The sequence below is a fragment of the Kitasatospora sp. NPDC127060 genome, assembly GCF_042724935.1.
In the GTDB taxonomy this organism is placed as follows: domain Bacteria; phylum Actinomycetota; class Actinomycetes; order Streptomycetales; family Streptomycetaceae; genus Kitasatospora.
Map to the genome: position 1 here is coordinate 149,858 of NZ_JBHXEG010000007.1, position 18,244 is coordinate 168,101.

An 18,244-nucleotide genomic window follows, 5' to 3' on the forward strand; every position below is an offset into this window, starting at 1 on the left:
TCGGGCGTTCCGCGAAGTCCGGTCTGCCCACCGTACGAACCGCTCACTTCGGGACCGCGTCGCCGCAAGGCCGGCCTGCGGTGCCGGTCTCCGGCGCGGCCGAGCCCCGCCCCCGCCGGACCGGCCGCGGGCGTGCCCCTCCTATAGTGACGGAATGGAGGACCGTCGCATTCCCCAGCACCGCCCGCACGGCTCCTCCCCAGGAGAGGACGGAGTCCGATGACTGCACAGAGCACCGCCCCGCGGCCGCCCGAGGGGCGCTACGGCCGCGGCGGCGACGGCGAGTCGGACCGCCGCCTGAAGGTGATCGGCGCGGTCTGCGGCGTGCTCGGCCTGGGGCTGATCGCCTGGCTGGGCGGCTCCTACCTGCTGCGCGAGTCGAAGATCAACGGTTCGGTGCCGACCTTCCAGGTGCTCTCCGACTCCGAGGTGCAGCTGCACCTGACCGTGCGCAAGAGCGACGGGACGGCCGGCACCTGTACGGTCCGCTCGCAGAGCGACGACCACGCGGTGGTCGGGGTGGCCGACTTCCCGGTCCCGGCGGCCGGGTCGAGCTACGAGGCCACCGTCACCCTGCGCACCACCGCCCGGGGGACCACCGCCGAACTGCTGGGCTGCACCCCGGCGAAGTGAGCCGGGGCAGGGCGGCGCGGGCCGCCGAGCACCCGGAAAGGGCCCGCGGACGCATATTCGTTCAGCGGAGCGGGCATCCGTAGGGAGTCCCGCACCCGGTTGCCGTACACCGTGGCGCAACGACACCGTCAATGCCGCGACAACGCCTCTCCCGCTTGTCGGCAGGACTTGTTAGGCTCGTGGTTTCGCCCCTTCCGCACCGGATGGTACGGGAGCGGGCGTTGCTTTGTAGTTGAGACCGATATCACCGTCGACCCTGCTGACGACGCACACCCTCAGCACCGCCCCAGCACCTACGAGGAGCACCCGTGACCCAGACCAGTGAGAACGTGACCTGGCTCACTCAGGCCGGCTATGACCAGCTCAAGGCCGAGCTGGATCACCTGACCGGGCCCTGGCGCATCGAGATCGCCCAGAAGATCGAGGCGGCGCGCGAGGAGGGCGACCTCAAGGAGAACGCCGGCTACCACGCGGCGAAGGAGGAGCAGGGCAAGTACGAGCTGCGCATCCGCCAGCTGACCCAGCTGCTGGAGCGCGCGAAGGTCGGCGAGGCCCCGGCCGACTCCGGCGTCGTGGCCCCGGGAATGATCGTCACGGTCGCGTTCGACGGCGACGAGGACGACCTGATGGAGTTCCTGCTCGCCTCCCGCGAGGTCGCCAACACCGATGACCTGGACGTCTACTCGCCGCAGTCGCCGCTCGGCCGCGCGATCGACGGCAAGAAGATCGGCGACGAGGCCACCTACGAGCTGCCGAACGGCAAGCCGGCCATGGTGAAGGTCGTCAAGGTCGTGCCGCACGCCGGCTGAGCCGGCCCCCGAGCACCGACACACCGACACACCGCCGAGGGCGGCTGAGGAGTCCCCGGACTCCTCAGCCGCCCTCGGGCGTTCACGGCCGACCGCGACGGTTCACCCCACGGCCGAGCGGTACTCGCGCACCGACAACCGGACGGTTCACCCCACGGCCGAGCGGTACTTGCGCACCGACAGCCAGGAGAACACCGCCGTGATCACCAGCGACCACAGCACCGACACCAGCGCCGCGTGCTGCATCGGCCAGGCGCTGTCCACCGGCCCGACCTGGTTGCCGAAGAGCTCCCGGCAGGCCTGCACCGTCGCGCTGAACGGGTTCCAGTACGCCACGCCCTGCAGCCAGCCCGGCATCGAGCTGACCGGCACGAAGGCGTTGGACACGAAGGTCAGCGGGAACAGCCAGATCAGCCCGGCCGAAGTGGCCGCCTCGGGGCTGCGCACCGAGAGGCCGATCAGCGCGCCGATCCAGGAGAAGGCGTAGCCGAGCAGGAGCAGCAGCCCGAAGGCGCCGAGCGCCCTGAGCACCCCGTCGTGCACCCGCCAGCCGACCAGCAGCGCGACCAGCGCCAGCACCACCAGGGTGAACGCGGTCTGGCAGAGGTCCGCGAGGGTGCGGCCGACCAGCACCGCCGAGCGGGCCATCGGCAGCGAGCGGAAGCGGTCCACCAGGCCCTTGGTCATGTCCTCCGCGATGCCGGCCGAGGCGCCGGCGACGGCGAAGGTGACGGTCTGGGCGAAGATGCCGGCCATCAGGAACTGGATGTACGTGGCGGAGCTGGAGTTCGTCCCGGGGATCTTGATCGCCCCGCCCATGACGTACGAGAACAGCAGCACGAACATGACCGGCTGCATGAGCCCGAACACCACGATTTCGGGAATCCTGGACATTCTGCGCAGATTGCGCTTGGCGACCACCCAGGAGTCGTGCAGGGTCGCGGACAGGCCCCGGCGGGGCGTCGGCATCGCCTCGCCGATGGCGTGCTCGGTGGCGGTGCTCATCTCAGCGCTCCGTTCCGGCCGTGACGGCCTGCTGCTGGTCGGGCCCCGGGCCCTCGCCGCCGTCGGCGCCGTCCGCGCCGCCTCCGCCGTTCCCCCGACCCCGGCCACCCCGACCACGGCCCTTGCCACCCGCCCCGCCGCCGTCCCCCTCGGCCGACTCGGCCGACTCGGCGGCATGGCCGGTGAGGGTGAGGAAGACGTCGTCCAGGGTCGGGCGGCGCAGCCCGATGTCGTCGATCTCGATGCCCCGGCCGTCCAGTTCGCGGATCGCGTCGGCGAGCACCCGGGCGCCGCCGCTGACCGGCACGGTGATCCTCCGGGTGTTCTTCTCCACCGCCGGCTCGCCCAGGGCGTACCCGGAGAGGGCCGCGACGGCGTCCGCGACCAGGCCCGGGTCGTGCACCACCACCTCGATCCGCTCGCCGCCGATCTGCGCCTTGAGCTGGTCGGCGGTGCCGCGGGCGATCACCCGGCCGTGGTCGACCACCGCGATGTCGTGGGCGAGCCGGTCGGCCTCCTCCAGGTACTGGGTGGTGAGCAGCAGCGTGGTGCCCTGCTCGACCAGGGTCTCGATGACCTCCCAGAGCGCCAGCCGGTTGCGCGGGTCGAGGCCGGTGGTCGGCTCGTCCAGGAACATCACCGGCGGGCGGACGACCAGCGCGGCGGCGAGGTCGAGGCGGCGGCGCATGCCACCGGAGTAGGTCTTGGCGATGCGGTCCTTGGCCTCGGTGAGGTTGAACCACTCCAGCAGCTCCAGCGCGCGGGCCTTCGCGTCGCGGGTGCGCATCTGGTACAGCTCGCCGACCATGGTGAGGTTCTCGAAGCCGGTCAGGTACTCGTCGACCGCCGCGTACTGGCCGGACAGTCCGATCAGGCTGCGGACCTGGTTCGGGTGCTTGAGGACGTCGACGCCGGACACCACCGCGCGGCCGGAGTCGGGGCGGAGCAGGGTGGTGAGGACGCGCACGGTGGTGGTCTTCCCGGCGCCGTTCGGGCCGAGCAGCCCGAGCACCGTGCCCTCGGGGACGTCCAGGCTGACGCCGTCCAGGGCCCGTACGTCGCCGAAGGTCTTCACCAGGTTCTCGGCTTGGATGGCTGGCGCCATGGCCTGCCTCATCTCCTCGGACGAAGGTGAGCGATCTGTCCCACTTTGCCCCTGGAACGGGCGCGCGGGCGACTCGGTTCTCGGCCCCCGTTCTCGGCCACCGACACAGAACGCGATGTATCGTGAGTCTGGCAACTCGCGATACATCGCGTCAAGGGAATTGACGGAACCGCCGCCTGACGGGACCGGCGAACGCGCGCCCGGTCGGCGCCCACGCACCCCGCGGTCAGTACTCGGGCGAGCTCGGCGCCGTAGGCACCGGTGCCCTCCACCCCGACCGCCGTCAGGGCGCCGTACGAGCACATCCAGTCCAGCAGGTCCCGATAGCCGCTGACCGTGGCCGGGAACTCCCGATCGGCGAGATGCCGGCCAAGAGGGTCGATCACCGCCGCGTGGTGGGTCAGGCCGTGGGTATCGACTCCGCCGGTGATCGCCGGACCGTCGTGCGTCATGCTGGTCATGTCCGTCCTTGTCGCTTGTCCGAGCCGAGGGCGGCACGCGCCGGTCGGGCGGGTGGACAAGACAGTGACGGGGCCTCTGGCCAGGCTCCTACGAAGTCACAAGCACCCGTCCGGCCGCGTGCATGGCGACGCCGCCAGCGAGCCGACAAATCGCAAACAGGACAGCCGAAGCGTCAGTCAGTCGGTGGGTCAGACCCGCTGGCAACATCGCCACGAACATCATCACTGTCAGTCGGCGACCACGTACCCCGCGTCCCGCAGCTCGCCGACCACCAGCGCGCAGTGCTCCGGCCCCTTGGTCTCCAGGTGCAGGTCCACCTCGACCTCGGTCAGCCCCAGCCGCGGGTCGATCCGGACGTGCGCGACGTCCAGCACATTGGCGTCCACCCCGGTCAGCACCCCCAGCAGGTCCGCCAGCGAGCCCGGCTTGTCCGCCAGCCGCACCCGCAGCGACAGGTAGCGCCCGGCCGCCGCCAGCCCGTGCCGCAGCACCCGCTGCATCAGCTGCGGGTCGATGTTGCCACCGGACAGCACCGCCACCACCGGGCCCTCGAAGGAGTCCGGCTGTTCCAGCAGGGCCGCGATCGGGGCCGCCCCGGCCGGCTCGACCACCAGCTTCAGCCGTTCCAGCCCGAGCAGCAGGGCCCGCGACAGGGCGTCCTCGGAGACCGTACGGACGCCGTCCGCCAGCGTGTTGACCACCTCGAACGGGATGTCCCCGGGCCGCCCGACCATGATCCCGTCGGCCATGGTCGCGTAGTGCTCCAGCGACACCGGCCGCCCGGCCGCCAGCGAGGGCGGGTACGCGGCCGCGCCCGCCGCCTGCACCCCGACCACCCGGACGTCCGGCCGCAGCGGCTTGACCGCCGCCGCGATCCCGGCCAGCAGCCCGCCGCCGCCCACCCCGACCAGGATGGTGCGCACCTCGGGGCACTGCTCCAGGATCTCCAGGCCGACGGTCGCCTGGCCGGTGACCACGTCCCAGTGGTCGAAGGGGTGGATGAACACCGCGCCGGTCGCCTCCGAGTACCGCTGCGCGGCCTGCAGCGCCTCGTCCACGGTGGCGCCGTGCAGCCGGACCTCGGCGCCGTAGTCACGGGTCGCGGCGACCTTCGGCAGCGGCGCCGCGACCGGCATGAACACGGTCGAGCGCACCCCCAGCAGCGCGGCCGCGAGGGCCACCCCCTGGGCGTGGTTCCCGGCGCTGGCCGCCACCACCCCGCCGGCCCGCTGCACCGGCGAGAGCCCCGCGATCCGCACGTACGCCCCGCGCAGTTTGAAGGACCCGGTGCGCTGGAGGTTCTCGCACTTCAGGTGGACCGGCGCGCCGATCAGCCCGGACAGGTGCCGGCTGCCCTCCATCGGGGTCACCCGGGCGACCCCGGCGAGCATCTTCTGGGCGCCGCGGACGTCGTCGAGGGTGATCGGCCAGTTGTGCATGATCCCAGCCTAGGGGTGCCGGCACCGGCAAGACGGGACGTCGGGCCTGTTCCCGGGCCCGCTCCGCCCGCGTACGCTGCTGCTTCTGAGCTTCTCTCACCGCATGACGATCGTGAGCCGCGATGACGACGCCCTCGCCCCAGGCCACCGACCGAACCGAGCCCGTACACACCCAACTCCAGTACCAGCTGGCGGTGTTCGCCCGCCGGATGGAACAGGTCCGGTCCTCCGGCAGCGGCGTCGGCACCTTGGACCGGGCCGCCTACCTGCTGCTCGACCGCCTGGAGCGGCACGGACCGGCGAACGTCAAGGCGCTGGCCGAGGCGCTCGGCGTGGACTCCTCCACGGTGACCCGCCAGGTCGCCCCGCTGGTCGCGGCCGGGCTGGTCGGCCGGGTGCAGGACCCGGCCGACCGTCGCGCCGTACGGCTCGCACTGACCGCCTGCGGCACCGGCCGACTCGCCGAAGTCCGGGACGGCCGGGCTGAGTTGACCCGCCGCCTGACGGCCGACTGGCCACCCGAGGAACAGCGGGCGTTCTGCGCCCTGCTGGCCCGCTTCAACCACGCGATGGAGTCGTACACGGCGGACCAGCAGGGGCAGTGACGCGGTAAACCGCCTAGCCCAGCGCCTGCTTGAGGTCGGCCAGCAGGTCGTCGATCGACTCGATGCCGACCGAGACGCGCACCAGGTCTGCCGGCACCTCCAGCGGCGAACCGGCCGCCGAGGCGTGGGTCATCCGGCCCGGGTGCTCGATCAGCGACTCCACGCCGCCCAGCGACTCGCCCAGGGTGAACAGCTGCGCGCGGTTGCAGACCTCGACGGCTGCCTCCTCGCCGCCGGCGACCCGGAACGAGACCATGCCGCCGAAGGCCTTCATCTGCTTGGCGGCGATGTCGTGCCCGGGGTGCTCGGGCAGGCCCGGGTACAGCACCTGGCTGACCTTGGGGTGGCTCGCCAGCAGCTCGGCGACCTTCTCCGCGTTGGAGCTGTGCCGGTCCATCCGGACGCCCAGGGTCTTGATGCCGCGCAGCACCAGCCAGGCGTCGAACGGCCCGGAGACGGCGCCCATCGCGTTCTGGTGGTACGCGACCTCCTCGCCGAGGCCCGCCTCGGCCAGCACCAGGGCGCCGCCGACGACGTCGGAGTGGCCGCCCATGTACTTGGTGGTGGAGTGCACGACCGCGTCCGCGCCGAGCGCGATCGGCTGCTGCAGGTACGGGCTGGCGAAGGTGTTGTCGACCACCAGCAGCGCGCCGGCACCGTGCGCGACCTCGGCGAGGCCGGCCAGGTCGGTGATGCCCAGCAGCGGGTTGGACGGGGTCTCCACCCACACCGCGCGGGTGTTGGGGCGCAGCGCGGCGCGGACGTCGTCCAGCTTCTGGGTGTTGGCGACGGAGAACTCGACGCCCCAGCGGGTCAGCACCTTGGCGAACAGCCGGAAGGTGCCGCCGTAGGCGTCGTTGGGGATCACGATGTGGTCGCCCGGCTTGAGGATGGTGCGCAGCAGGGTGTCCTCGGCCGCGAGGCCGGAGGCGAAGGCCAGGCCGCGGGCGCCGCCCTCGAGCGCGGCGAGGCACTCCTCCAGCGCGGTTCGGGTCGGGTTGGCGCTGCGGCTGTACTCGTAGCCGCCCCGCAGGCCGCCCACCCCGTCCTGCTTGTAGGTGGACACCTGGTAGATCGGCGTGACGACGGCCCCGGTCTGGGGGTCTGCTTCCTGACCCGCGTGGATGGCGAGGGTCTCGAAGCCGTGGGGAAGCTGGTGCTCGGTCATGGCTCCGAGCCTAACGGCCGGACGGCCGGACGCCCGCCGGAATGCCCGGACCGGAATCCGCGGGCCGTCCGGTGCGTTCACCACGGGGCAACCCTTCCTACCCCGCTGGAGCAGGCCGTGCTGTTCGACCGCCACAAGTCCTCGCTCGTCCCCGCCGACCAGGCGCTGCCCGGCCGCCCGGCCGCGGGCTTCACCCTGACCGAGCCGCACACCGTGCTCGGCCACCCGCTCACCGGCCCGTACCCGGAGGGGCTGGAGGTGGCCGACTTCGGGCTGGGCTGCTTCTGGGGCGCCGAGCGCACGTTCTGGCGGCTGCCCGGCGTCTGGACGACGCTGGTCGGCTACCAGGGCGGCCACACGCCCAACCCGACGTACGAGGAGGTGTGCAGCGGGCTGACCGGGCACACCGAGGCGGTCCGGGTGGTCTTCGACCCGGCGGTGATCTCCTACGAGCGGCTGCTGAAGGCCTTCTGGGAGGCCCACGACCCGACCCAGGGCAACCGCCAGGGCAATGACGTGGGCACCCAGTACCGCTCCGCGCTCTACACCCACTCCCCTGCCCAGGCCGCCGCCGCGGCCGCCACCCGGGACGCCTTCCAGCCCGCGCTGACCGCGCTCGGCCACGGCCCGATCACCACCGAGATCGCCCCGGCCGGCCCGTTCTACCCGGCCGAGCCGTACCACCAGCAGTACCTGTCGGACGCCAAGAACCCCAACGGCTACTGCGGTCTCGGCGGCACGGGGGCCTCCTGCCCGATCGGAGTGGCCCGCACCGAGGGCTGACCCCACCCGGGAGCGGGTCCGGGGCGCGGCCACCCAACGTGACCGTGCCCCGATCCGGGCGCAGACTGGAGACACCGGTAGGGCGGCCCGGCCCCCCCGGTGGCCGGGCCACCCTCGTGGAGAGGAGTCGTGCCATGTCCGGTCTCGTCCGCAAGAACTTCGACGATCCCGAGGAAGTCCGCCCCTTCGAGGAGGGCACGGGGGAACTGCGCCTGGTCAACCTGGACGCCGGACCGGTGGGCCGGGCGGTGTTCCAACCCGGGTGGCAGTGGTCCAAGCACATCAAGCCGATCGCCGAGACCGACAGCTGCGAGGCCGCCCACACGGGGTACGTGGTCTCGGGCCGGATGAAGATCGTCATGGACGACGGCGAGCAGGCCGAGTTCGGCCCCGGTGACTTCATGATCTGCCCGCCCGGGCACGACGCCTGGATCCTCGGCGACGAACCGTGCGTGATCGTGGACTGGCAGGGCTTCGCGGACTACGCGCGACGCGGCTAGGGCGCCGAACGGCAGGGCCGGCGCCGGACCCGATCCCTCGGGCGGACCGCGAAGTCCGGTCCGTCCGAGGGGTCTTCCGCAGGGGTGGGTCAGACGGCGCTGCCGGCCTTCCAGTCGGCCCAGCTGAGGTTCCAGCCGTTCAGGCCGTTGTCCGGGGCGACGGTCTTGTCGCCGGAGTTCACGACCTCGACCACGTCGCCGACGATCGAGGACTTGTAGAACTTGTAGCCGTCCGTGCTGCTGTCCTGGGCGCCCTTGGCGTCCTGCAGGCCGACGCACCCGTGGCTGGTGTTCTGCCCGCCGAAGATCGACGACGACGACCAGTAGTTGCCGTGGATGAAGGTGCCGGAGGTGGTGAGGCGCTGGGCGTGCGGCACGTCGGCGATGTCGTACTCGCTGCCCAGGTTGACGGTCTGCGAGTTCATCCGGGTCTGGGTGAACTGCTCGGAGATGACCATCTTGCCGCCCCAGGTGGTGTGTTCGGGGGAGCCGCCGGAGATCTTGTAGACGGCGCTGACGGCGCCGTCCGTGGTCACGGTGAGCTTCTTGGTGGCGAGGTCGGCGACGCTGGTCTGGGCCCGGCCGATGGTGAAGCTGACGTCCTTGGACTGGGTGCCGTAGACGCCCTTGGCGCCCTCGACGTCCTTGAGCCGCAGCTTGAGGGTGACCTTGGTGCCCTTGGCCCAGTACTCCTGCGGCCGGAAGTCGAGGCGGGTGCTGGAGAACCAGTGGCCGACGATCTCGACGCCCGGCTCGGCTATCACGGTGATCGCCGACTGGACGGCCTTCTTGTCGGTGACCGGCTTGCTGAAGTTGATCGAGACCGGCATGCCGACGCCGACCACCGAGCCGTCCTCGGGGGTGAAGTAGCCCACGAAGGTGTTGGCCGGGGTCGCCGTGGTGAAGGTGGCGTTGGCGTCCGCCTCCAGCTTGTCCTTGTCGACGCCGCTGGCGGTGACGGAGTACTTGGTCCCGCTGGCCGGGGCCGCGGCCGAGGTCCAGCCGGTGTTGTCGGCGGAGAGCTGGCCGGCCAGCTCCTTGCCGGTGGAGTCGGTGACCTTGACGCTGGTCAGGGTGCCGTTGCTGACGGTCACCTTGACCGGCTCGCTGAAGCTGGCGCCGGTGGCGCCGTCCGCGGGGCTCACGGTGATCACCGCGGCCGAGGTCTTCGGGGCGCTGCTGCCGCCGGACCCGGAGCCGCCGTTGCCGCCGCCCGAACCGGAACCGCCGTTGCCGCCGTTGCCGCCGCTGCCACCGCTGTTGTCGTTGCAGGCGGCGAGCAGCAGTACGGGAGCCCCGATCAGGCCCGCGAGCACTCCGCGTCGGCTCCAGCTGCTTCCGGCCACCCGCCCCTGACCGTCCCGTGCCGTCACGTCGCGTCTCCCTGCTGATCATCCCGGGCAATTACGGATACAGAAACGCAATCCGGCCGCTCACGGTTCCATCACCGAAGCGTAAGCGATCGTATGAGATGACCCAACGTGCCGCCGTGCACGGACAAAACACCCGGCCCGCCGAAGGCGGACCGGGCGTTCACGGGTGGTGACGGCACGAACGGCCGTTATTCGGCGGACTCCTCCACGGAGTACTCGTCCCACTCGTCGCTCTCGGGGTCGAACTCGGTCTGCGCCGACTCCCAGGTCGCCGAGGCGAGTTCCACGCCCGGGACGTCGCCGAGCAGCGCGACGGGGTCGATGAAGTGGGCGAGCGAACCCGACGGGTCCACCTCGATGGCGTCGACGGACTGGGCGCGCTCGTCGTCGTCGAGGTACTCGTCCCCGGCGACCTGCTGCAGGGCCGCGGCCTTGAGCGCGCCCTCGTCGGTGATCTCCGCGATGAGCTCGATCTTGAGCTTGACGTAGCGCGGGGCGTCGGTCGTTTCAGTGCTGGTCATGTCAGCGAGCGTACGGGAACGAGGCCCACCCGGTGCGCACGGGAACGGCGGGCGGCACACCGGAACGGCAGGGGCGCCCGGGCGCACGGGGAGGGCCGGTCCCTCGGAACAGGACCGGCCCCACCGCTCTCCGGCTCGGCTCCCCCACCCGGGAGCCGCGGAGCCGCGCCGTACGGCGCGGTGTTCGCCCGCGGGAGCCACCACACCCTGTCGACCAGCCGCGGCCGGACAGGGGCGGGACGACGGCGCCTCCCGCGGAGGCCCCTCCCTCCGGTACCCGGTCGGGGAGGGCGGACACGGCGGCCGGGTCAGGGCCGTCCGACGTGTCCGGAGCCGACCGCGCCCGCCGGGGAGCCGCTCCCGGTGGTCCGCTGCCGCCTCGCTCGGCGTCTTGCCGTCGACCACTACGATGCCGGGGCGTTGTTAACCACGTGCTGCGGACAGATGACGCTGGTGTACCACTTCGCCCGTGGACGAATCCTCCGGATCAGGCCACGGGCGAACGGTGGTGAGCCGGCGTCAGCGCCGCCGGCGAACGGGCGTCAGTGCGCGGCGCGACCGGTCAGGAAGCCCAGCAGGTCCTGGCGGGTGACGATGCCCTGCGGCTTGCCCTCCACCAGCACGACCGCCGCGTCGGCCTTCTCCAGCACGGTCATCAGGTTGGTGACGGTCTCGCCCGAGCCGACCACCGGCAGCGGCTTGGACATCACCTTGTCCAGCGTGTCGGTCAGCTCGATCTCCTTGGCGAAGATGCCCTCCAGCAGCAGCTTCTCCACCACGGAGCCGATCACCTCACCGGCCATGATGTCGGGGTGCCCGGCACCCGGGGAGACCACCGGCATCTGCGAGACGCCGTACTCGCGCAGCACCCGGACCGCCTCGGCGACCGTCTCGTTGGGGTGCATGTGGACGAACTGCGGGACGCCGCCCTGCTCGATGCTCTCCTTGCGGCCCAGCACCTCACTGATGTGGGCCTCGTCGGTGGCCGAGGGCAGGAAGCCGTAGTCGGCCATCCAGTCGTCGTTGAAGATCTTCGACAGGTAGCCGCGGCCACCGTCCGGCAGCAGCACCACGACGACGTCGTCCGGGCCGAGCTTCTTGGCCACCTCCAGCGCGGCCACCACGGCCATCCCGCAGGAGCCGCCGACCAGCAGGCCCTCCTCCTTGGCCAGGCGGCGGGTCATCTGGAACGAGTCCTTGTCGGAGACCGCGACGATCTCGTCCGCGACGCTGCGGTCGTAGGCGGTCGGCCAGAAGTCCTCACCGACGCCCTCGACCAGGTACGGGCGGCCGGTGCCGCCCGAGTAGACCGAGCCCTCGGGGTCGGCGCCGACGACCTTGACCTTCCCGCCGGACACCTCCTTCAGGTAGTTGCCGGTGCCGGAGATGGTGCCGCCGGTGCCGACGCCCGCTACAAAGTGGGTGATCTTCCCGTCGGTCTGCTCCCACAGCTCCGGACCGGTGGAGTGGTAGTGCGACGCCGGGTTGTCCGGGTTGGAGTACTGGTCCGGCTTCCACGCGTTCGGGGTCTCGCGGACCAGGCGGTCGGAGACGTTGTAGTAGGAGTCCGGGTGCTCCGGGGCGACGGCGGTCGGGCAGACGACCACCTCGGCGCCGTACGCGCGCAGGGTGTTGATCTTGTCGGTGGACACCTTGTCGGGACAGACGAAGATGCACTTGTAGCCCTTCTGCTGGGCCACGATCGCCAGGCCGACCCCGGTGTTGCCGGAGGTCGGCTCCACGATCGTGCCGCCCGGCTTGAGGGCGCCCGAGGCCTCGGCGGCCTCGATCATGCGCATCGCGATGCGGTCCTTCACCGAACCGCCGGGGTTGAAGTACTCGACCTTCGCCAGCACTGTCGCGGTGATGCCCTCGGTGACCTTGTTCAGCTTGACCAGCGGCGTGTTGCCGACCAGGTCGATGATCGAGTTGTGGTACCGCACGGGGGTCCTCCCGGTCTATGGGCATGCGAGTGCATTCGGTACCGCAAGCCTAGGGCGTGACACCCGGCCCAGCCCTCCCTATCCCGCACTCCCCGCCCCTCCGCCGCACTCCACCAATGGCCCACCGCCACCGGCGCCCCCGGTACTCCCGCCCTCCGCGCGGGTAAGAGCGCTGTGCAGACAAGGCCGCGGTCCGGGAGGGGGCGGCACCAGGACGCGAAGGGGGCACCGGATGCCAGGCGGACAGGACTCGCGGGCCCGGGTGGCCCGCCGGATCGCCACCGCGGCGGCTTACGGCGGCGGCGGGCTCGGCCTGCTCGGCGTGGGCCTGGTCGGCGTGCTGCTGACCGAGAGCAAGCTCGCCATCCAGGCCATCGGCGTCCTGGAGACGCTCCCGCCCAAGGCCGACGGCGTCTACGGCGAGGCCTTCGCCGACCGCTGCGCGCCCCCGCGGGCGCCGCTCGTACTGGCCGTCCTCGGCGACTCCACCGGCGCCGGCCTCGGAGTGGCCCGCGCCCGCGAGACCCCGGGCGCGCTGCTGGCGGCCGGCCTGGCCTCGGTGGCCGAGCGCCCGGTGCGGCTGGTCAACGTGGCCCGCTCCGGCGGCCGCTCCGCCGACCTCTCCGGCCAGCTGGAGCAGGCCCTGCGGCAACGCCCGGACATCGCCGTGATCATGGTCGGGGCCAATGACGTGACCCGGCACAGCCCCGCCCAGCTCGCCGTCCGCCAGCTCGGCGAGGCCGTCGCGGCCCTGCGCGCCAACGGCTGCGAGGTGGTGGTGGGCACCTGCCCCGACCTCGGGACGATCAAGCCGGTGCGCCCGCCGCTGCGCTGGGTGGCCCGGCGGCTGAGCCGCCAGCTGGCCGCCGCCCAGACCATCGCGGTGGTGGAGGCGGGCGGGCGCACGGTCTCGCTGGGCTCGCTGCTGGGCCCGGAGTTCGCCGCCCGTCCGGAGATGTTCGCCGCCGACCGCTACCACCCCTCCGCCCAGGGCTACGCCACCGCCGCGATGGCCGTGCTGCCCTCGGTCTGCGCCGCGCTGGGCCTGTGGCCGGAGGACGAGCGCCCGGGCACCGCCCGCCCCGACGGGACGACGGTGCCGGGCGAGACGGTGCTGCCGGTCGCGGTGGCCGCCGCGGCGGCGGCCGGACGCGCGGGCACCGAGGTGGCGGCCGTGGCCGCGGAGGACCCGGGCCGGCGCTGGGCGCTGCTGCGCCACCGGCTGCGGGTCGGCCCGGAGGCGCCCCGGCAGCCCGGGGCGGGCCCGGGGAATACGTCGGCCAGCTCACACGCTGGCGCCGGTGACGCTTGAGCTACCAACCGGTAGCTTTCCTCCCGGACCGCCAGTCCGCCGTTCACTCAGCGAGGAGCCCGCAATGCCCGAAGCCGTCATCGTCAGCGCCACCCGTTCGCCGATCGGCCGGGCGTTCAAGGGCTCGCTCAAGGACGTCCGCCCGGACGACCTGACCGCCCACATCATCCAGGCCGCCCTGGCCAAGGTCCCGCAGCTCGACCCCCGCCAGATCGACGACCTGATGCTCGGCTGCGGTCTGCCGGGCGGCGAGCAGGGCCACAACCTGGCCCGCATCGTGGCCGTGCAGATGGGCATGGACTACCTGCCCGGCGCGACCATCACCCGCTACTGCTCCTCCTCGCTGCAGACCACGCGGATGGCACTGCACGCGATCAAGGCCGGCGAGGGCGACGTCTTCATCTCGGCCGGTGTCGAGACCGTCTCGCGCAGCATCAAGGGCACCTCGGACGGCATGCCGGGCACCATGAACCCGATCTTCGACGAGGCCCAGGCCCGCACCGCCAAGCGCGCCGAGGAGGGCGGCGGAGAGTGGCACGACCCGCGCGAGGACGGCCTGCTGCCGGACGCCTACATCGCGATGGGCCAGACCGCCGAGAACCTGGCCGCACTCAAGGGCATCACCCGCGCCGAGCAGGACGAGTTCGGCGTCCGCTCGCAGAACCTCGCCGAGGCCGCCATCAAGGCCGGCTTCTGGGAGCGCGAGATCACCCCGGTCACGCTGCCGGACGGCACCGTGGTGAGCACCGACGACGGCCCGCGCGCCGGCGTGACCCTGGAGGGCGTGTCCGGCCTGAAGCCGGTCTTCCGCCCGGACGGCACCGTCACCGCCGGCAACTGCTGCCCGCTGAACGACGGCGCCGCCGCGCTGGTCATCATGTCCGACACCAAGGCCCGCGAGCTGGGCATCACCCCGCTCGCCCGGGTGGTCTCCACCGGCGTCAGCGCCCTCTCCCCCGAGATCATGGGCTACGGCCCGGTCGAGGCCTCCAAGCAGGCGCTCCGGCGGGCCGGCCTGACCATCGACGACATCGACCTGGTCGAGATCAACGAGGCCTTCGCGGCCCAGGTCATCCCGTCCTACCGCGACCTCGGCATCGACCTGGACAAGCTGAACGTCAACGGCGGCGGCATCGCCGTCGGCCACCCCTTCGGCATGACCGGCGCCCGGATCACCACCACGCTGATCAACTCCCTGCAGTGGCACGACAAGCAGTTCGGCCTGGAGACCATGTGCGTCGGCGGCGGCCAGGGCATGGCGATGGTCATCGAGCGCCTCAGCTGACCATCCCCCGCCGCTCGGAAGGGTCTGGACCACCCATTTGGAGTGACACAGCGTAATTGAGGGCCGGATCACACCGAGAGGTCGATCCGGCCCTCTTCTTCGTCATTTCCGGCCCGGAAATCGACACTGCGGAGCGGATCAACTCCACTGCGTAGAACGGTGTTACCTAACAATTTGGGGACAAGCGCGAAAGTTCCGGACGAATTAGACATTCGCCACTGCGGCAACAGCCCCCCATGGGGCAGTGTGGACACGTAACCCCGTTCCGCTCCTCGCTAGGAGTACGTTCCGTGAGCGCCGTCTACACCATCCTGCTGCTGATCCTGATCACCGTGTCGACCGCCGTGCTGCTCCGTCTCCGGGGCATCTCCCGGCGGCTCGACGCACAGGCCTCGCCCCAGGCCGGGCCCGCTCCGGTGGACGAGGCCGCGATACGCCGGGCCGTCGCCGAGGCGCTCGCCGCCGACCGCGAGCGGGAGATCACCGAGGCCCGGGCCTTCTGGGCCGAGCAGGAGGCCCGCGCGGCCGAGGACGCGCCGCTGTTCGACTCCCCGTTCGCCGGGGTGTTCACCGGCAGCGACGAGTGGCCGGTGTTCTTCCCCCGCCCCACCGGCCCGCAGGACGCCGCCGACAACGCCGGGACGATGGACCCGGAGTTCGGCGAGGCGCTGCGCTCCGCGCTGGAGGACCTGATCACCGAGGGCGGCCCCGGCCCGGTGGATCCCGGCACCGACGGCGGCGCCCCGGTGCGCCCCGGCCACCCGGTCGGCGAGGCCACCGGCGACGCCCGGGCCCGCCGCGAGGCCGACCTGCTGGCCACCGGCCTGGAGGCCGGACTGCTGGACGCCGATTCGGCCGTGGAGGAGGCCCCGGTCGCCGCGCCCGACCCGCGCCGCCACCCCTCGCACCCCGACTTCGTGCCGAGCCAGGCCCCGTCCCGTGAGTGGACCGACACCCGGCTCGCCGCCCTCGCCGAGGAGGCCGTCTCCCTGGTCGACGTCCGCCCGGGCCCGCTGGGCACCCTGGACGTGTACGCCTTCGCCGACGGCACCACGCTCTGCGTGGCCCCGGGCGACCGGGAGGCCGCCTACCGGCTGATCGACGCGGTCCGTGCCGGTGAGCACGTCCGACTGCTCGGCGGCTCGCGCTTCTCCGGCTCCTACTCGCTGACCTTCTCCACCGACGAGGAGGCCGTCTACGTGCTCGCCGACCGGGTGGTCGCCAGCATCTGACGCCGTCTCGCCCACGCGGCGGGACCGGAGGCCGGCCGGATCGAGGGGGTTACCGATCCGGCCGGCCTCCGGCACGTCCGGCCCCGGACGACTCCGGACTGCCCCGGACTGCCCCGGACTGCCTCAGGCGCAGCGCCCGGCCGTCTCCCGCACCGCGGCCACCGCCCCGGCCAGCACCTCGCCCACCGCCACCGGGCCGTCCGGCAGGGCCACTTCGGCCCCCTCGGGCAGCGCCGCGAGCGCGGCCGCCAGATCGTGCCCGGCGACGGCCAGCTGGTCCCCCGCCGCGAAGGCCCCTGCGTCCGGGAAGTCCCGCTCCGGCCCGCCCTCCGCCGCCAGCGCCAGCGCGGCCAGCCGCCGGGCCAGCACCAGCACGGCCGCCGCCCGCGAGGCGTGCCCGGGCACCGGGCCCAGCAGCTTGCTCTGCGGCAGCGAGCGGAAACGATCCGCCAGTTCGTCGACGGCTTCGACCAGGGGCTGTACGTCATGCATGCCAGGAGCCTAACCAAACGCCGCCGGGCCCCGGAGCGAAGTGCTCCGGGGCCCGGCGGCAGTGGAAGGCGACGGCGGGGTCCGTCAGTCGTCGCCGCGCAGGATCGCGATCAGCCGGAGCATCTCCATGTAGATCCAGACCAGCGACAGGGTGAGCCCGAAGGCCGCCCGCCAGGACTCGCGCTGCGGGGCGCCCTGGGCGATGGCCTCCTCGATCGCCGCGAAGTCCAGCGACAGGAAGAAGGCGCCCAGCCCGATGCCGACCAGGCCGACCAGGATGCCCAGCGGGCCGGAGCGCAGGCCCAGCTCGGCGCCGAAGGCCATCGCGACCAGGTTGACCAGCATCAGCAGCACGAAGCCCATGGCGATCGCCAGGCCGATCCGCTGGTAGCGCGCGGTGACCCGGATCCGGCCGCTCTTGTAGGCGAACAGCATCGCCGCGAAGACCGCCGCCGTGCCCAGTACCGCCTGGATCACGATGCCGTTCAGGATGGTGTTCAGCGCGTGCGACCAGGCGCCCATCGCGAAGCCCTGGAGGGCCGCGTAGGTCAGGATCAGCGCCGGGCTGGCGTCGCGCTTGAACGAGGCCACCAGGCCGACCACCATGGCCACCAGGCTGGCGGCGATGGCGAAGCCGTAGTTCTCGAACGGCAACGCGAACCAGGCCACCGCACCGGCGGCGACCAGGGTGAGCAGCGTCATGGCGGTGCGGGCGACCACGTCGTCGAGCGTCATCCGCCCGGTGGCCGCCGGGCCGGCCGACGGCCCGTTGTACATCTCGTAGAGCTGCTCGTCCGTCAGCGGGCCCTGCCCCTGGGGCTGGGCGTACTGCGTCCCCGCGTAGGGGTTGCCGTACGGGTTCCCGGCCTGGCCGGTGCCACCGAACCCCGCGTAGCCGGGCTCGCGGGAGAAGGAACCCTCCCGCGAGAAGACCGGGTTGCTGCTTCTCATTGCTCATTCCCTCCGTGGCGGCACTGCACCGCCCGTGTACCAGGGTAATGGCTTGGCAAAAATTCCGGGATACGCCGCGAGGAGGATCCGGTGGACGGCTCCCGGCGGGGACGCCGGTGGCGCCCCCGCGGGTCGTTGCGGTGCCCGGAGCCGGACTCGAACCGGCACGGCCTCGCGGCCAAGCAGTTTTAAGCTGCCCGTGTCTGCGTTCCACCATCCGGGCGTCCTGCGAACCACCCCTGAGAGTAGTCGCCCGGATCACTCTTTCGCATGTTCCCAGCCCGGGAAGTTGTCATGTTTCCTTGCCATCTGACGAACAGTTCGGGATTCGGCCACGAAGCACGGCGATTCCGGCCACCGCGTCACCCTCAGGGTTCCCGTCATACCGCAGGAGGAGGGTCCCGTCCCCCCGTACGCCCAGCGGTGGTCGGGCCAACCGTTCGGCGGAGCGACGCAGAACCATGATCACGCAGCCGAGCATGGAGGTACGAATCCGCGGACCAGCAAGGAGCACCCCCGTGACCACGTCGACCGCAACCGCCGTCCGTACCGGCCTGGCGGCCGCCCGCGCCACCGGCCTCAACAAGGTCTACGGGGAGGGGGAGACCCGGGTCGTCGCCCTGGAC

Annotated in this window: 18 protein-coding genes and 1 tRNA gene; 8 read left to right on the plus strand and 11 right to left on the minus strand. The window is 72.1% G+C overall.

Annotated elements, in window-relative coordinates; genetic code table 11:
- Positions 1-219: 219 nt before the first annotated feature.
- Both ACFWIS_RS06900 and greA read left to right on the plus strand, forming a co-directional pair.
- Positions 220-633, plus strand: a complete 414-nt coding sequence (locus tag ACFWIS_RS06900; protein WP_380453786.1) for a DUF4307 domain-containing protein — start codon at positions 220-222, stop codon at positions 631-633.
- Between the two features lie 308 nt (positions 634-941).
- Positions 942-1,442 carry a transcription elongation factor GreA gene (gene greA, locus ACFWIS_RS06905; RefSeq protein WP_380453784.1) on the plus strand — a complete coding sequence of 167 codons (501 nt, stop codon included), beginning with the start codon at positions 942-944 and terminating at the stop codon, positions 1,440-1,442.
- Between the two features lie 147 nt (positions 1,443-1,589).
- Here the strand turns inward: greA and ACFWIS_RS06910 are convergent, their stop codons facing one another.
- The 4 genes from ACFWIS_RS06910 to ilvA all read right to left on the minus strand — a co-directional run bounded on the left by ACFWIS_RS06910 (position 1,590) and on the right by ilvA (position 5,453).
- The gene (locus ACFWIS_RS06910) at positions 1,590-2,447 is read right to left on the minus strand and encodes an ABC transporter permease (RefSeq protein ID WP_380453782.1); all 858 of its coding nucleotides are present in this window, start codon (positions 2,445-2,447) and stop codon (positions 1,590-1,592) included.
- Position 2,448: 1 nt separating this feature from the next.
- Positions 2,449-3,552 (minus strand): ATP-binding cassette domain-containing protein, encoded by a 1,104-nt coding sequence (locus ACFWIS_RS06915; RefSeq protein WP_380453780.1) that lies wholly within the window; start codon positions 3,550-3,552, stop codon positions 2,449-2,451.
- Positions 3,553-3,560: 8 nt separating this feature from the next.
- Entirely contained in the window at positions 3,561-4,013 is a 453-nt protein-coding gene (locus ACFWIS_RS06920) for a transposase (protein ID WP_380453778.1), read from the minus strand.
- A 228-nt stretch (positions 4,014-4,241) separates the two neighbouring features.
- Positions 4,242-5,453, minus strand: a complete 1,212-nt coding sequence (ilvA, locus tag ACFWIS_RS06925) for a threonine ammonia-lyase (RefSeq protein ID WP_380453777.1) — start codon at positions 5,451-5,453, stop codon at positions 4,242-4,244.
- Positions 5,454-5,575: 122 nt separating this feature from the next.
- Between ilvA and ACFWIS_RS06930 the strand changes: the two genes are divergently transcribed.
- The gene (locus ACFWIS_RS06930; protein WP_380453775.1) at positions 5,576-6,058 is read left to right on the plus strand and encodes a MarR family winged helix-turn-helix transcriptional regulator; all 483 of its coding nucleotides are present in this window, start codon (positions 5,576-5,578) and stop codon (positions 6,056-6,058) included.
- Positions 6,059-6,071: 13 nt separating this feature from the next.
- Here the strand turns inward: ACFWIS_RS06930 and ACFWIS_RS06935 are convergent, their stop codons facing one another.
- Positions 6,072-7,226, minus strand: a complete 1,155-nt coding sequence (locus ACFWIS_RS06935) for a cystathionine gamma-synthase (RefSeq protein ID WP_380453773.1) — start codon at positions 7,224-7,226, stop codon at positions 6,072-6,074.
- Positions 7,227-7,343: 117 nt separating this feature from the next.
- Between ACFWIS_RS06935 and msrA the strand changes: the two genes are divergently transcribed.
- Positions 7,344-8,009, plus strand: a complete 666-nt coding sequence (msrA, locus tag ACFWIS_RS06940; protein ID WP_380453771.1) for a peptide-methionine (S)-S-oxide reductase MsrA — start codon at positions 7,344-7,346, stop codon at positions 8,007-8,009.
- A 134-nt stretch (positions 8,010-8,143) separates the two neighbouring features.
- Positions 8,144-8,509, plus strand: a complete 366-nt coding sequence (locus ACFWIS_RS06945) for a cupin domain-containing protein (protein WP_380453769.1) — start codon at positions 8,144-8,146, stop codon at positions 8,507-8,509.
- Positions 8,510-8,598: 89 nt separating this feature from the next.
- Here ACFWIS_RS06945 and ACFWIS_RS06950 read toward each other — a convergent pair whose 3' ends face one another.
- The 3 genes from ACFWIS_RS06950 to ACFWIS_RS06960 form a co-directional block, all read right to left on the minus strand.
- Positions 8,599-9,882, minus strand: a complete 1,284-nt coding sequence (locus tag ACFWIS_RS06950; RefSeq protein WP_380453768.1) for an Ig-like domain-containing protein — start codon at positions 9,880-9,882, stop codon at positions 8,599-8,601.
- A 188-nt stretch (positions 9,883-10,070) separates the two neighbouring features.
- A complete protein-coding gene (locus tag ACFWIS_RS06955; RefSeq protein WP_380453766.1) occupies positions 10,071-10,403 on the minus strand; it encodes a hypothetical protein in 333 nt (110 codons plus the stop codon).
- Between the two features lie 542 nt (positions 10,404-10,945).
- A complete protein-coding gene (locus tag ACFWIS_RS06960; protein WP_380453764.1) occupies positions 10,946-12,346 on the minus strand; it encodes a cystathionine beta-synthase in 1,401 nt (466 codons plus the stop codon).
- Between the two features lie 232 nt (positions 12,347-12,578).
- Between ACFWIS_RS06960 and ACFWIS_RS06965 the strand changes: the two genes are divergently transcribed.
- The 3 genes from ACFWIS_RS06965 to ACFWIS_RS06975 all read left to right on the plus strand — a co-directional run bounded on the left by ACFWIS_RS06965 (position 12,579) and on the right by ACFWIS_RS06975 (position 16,175).
- The gene (locus ACFWIS_RS06965; RefSeq protein ID WP_380453762.1) at positions 12,579-13,658 is read left to right on the plus strand and encodes an SGNH/GDSL hydrolase family protein; all 1,080 of its coding nucleotides are present in this window, start codon (positions 12,579-12,581) and stop codon (positions 13,656-13,658) included.
- A 64-nt stretch (positions 13,659-13,722) separates the two neighbouring features.
- On the plus strand, positions 13,723-14,943 hold the full coding sequence (locus ACFWIS_RS06970) for an acetyl-CoA C-acetyltransferase (protein ID WP_380453760.1): 1,221 nt from the start codon (positions 13,723-13,725) through the stop codon (positions 14,941-14,943).
- A gap of 290 nt (positions 14,944-15,233) precedes the next feature.
- Positions 15,234-16,175, plus strand: a complete 942-nt coding sequence (locus ACFWIS_RS06975; protein WP_380453758.1) for a hypothetical protein — start codon at positions 15,234-15,236, stop codon at positions 16,173-16,175.
- Between the two features lie 123 nt (positions 16,176-16,298).
- On the opposite strand, the gene ACFWIS_RS06980 is transcribed toward ACFWIS_RS06975, so the two are convergent.
- The 3 genes from ACFWIS_RS06980 to ACFWIS_RS06990 all read right to left on the minus strand — a co-directional run bounded on the left by ACFWIS_RS06980 (position 16,299) and on the right by ACFWIS_RS06990 (position 17,841).
- On the minus strand, positions 16,299-16,667 hold the full coding sequence (locus ACFWIS_RS06980) for a hypothetical protein (RefSeq protein ID WP_380453756.1): 369 nt from the start codon (positions 16,665-16,667) through the stop codon (positions 16,299-16,301).
- 84 nt (positions 16,668-16,751) lie between these two features.
- Positions 16,752-17,618, minus strand: coding sequence for a Bax inhibitor-1/YccA family protein (locus ACFWIS_RS06985; protein ID WP_380464138.1), 867 nt, complete (start codon positions 17,616-17,618; stop codon positions 16,752-16,754).
- 141 nt (positions 17,619-17,759) lie between these two features.
- Positions 17,760-17,841, minus strand: a tRNA-Leu gene (locus tag ACFWIS_RS06990).
- Positions 17,842-18,244 lie beyond the last annotated feature (403 nt).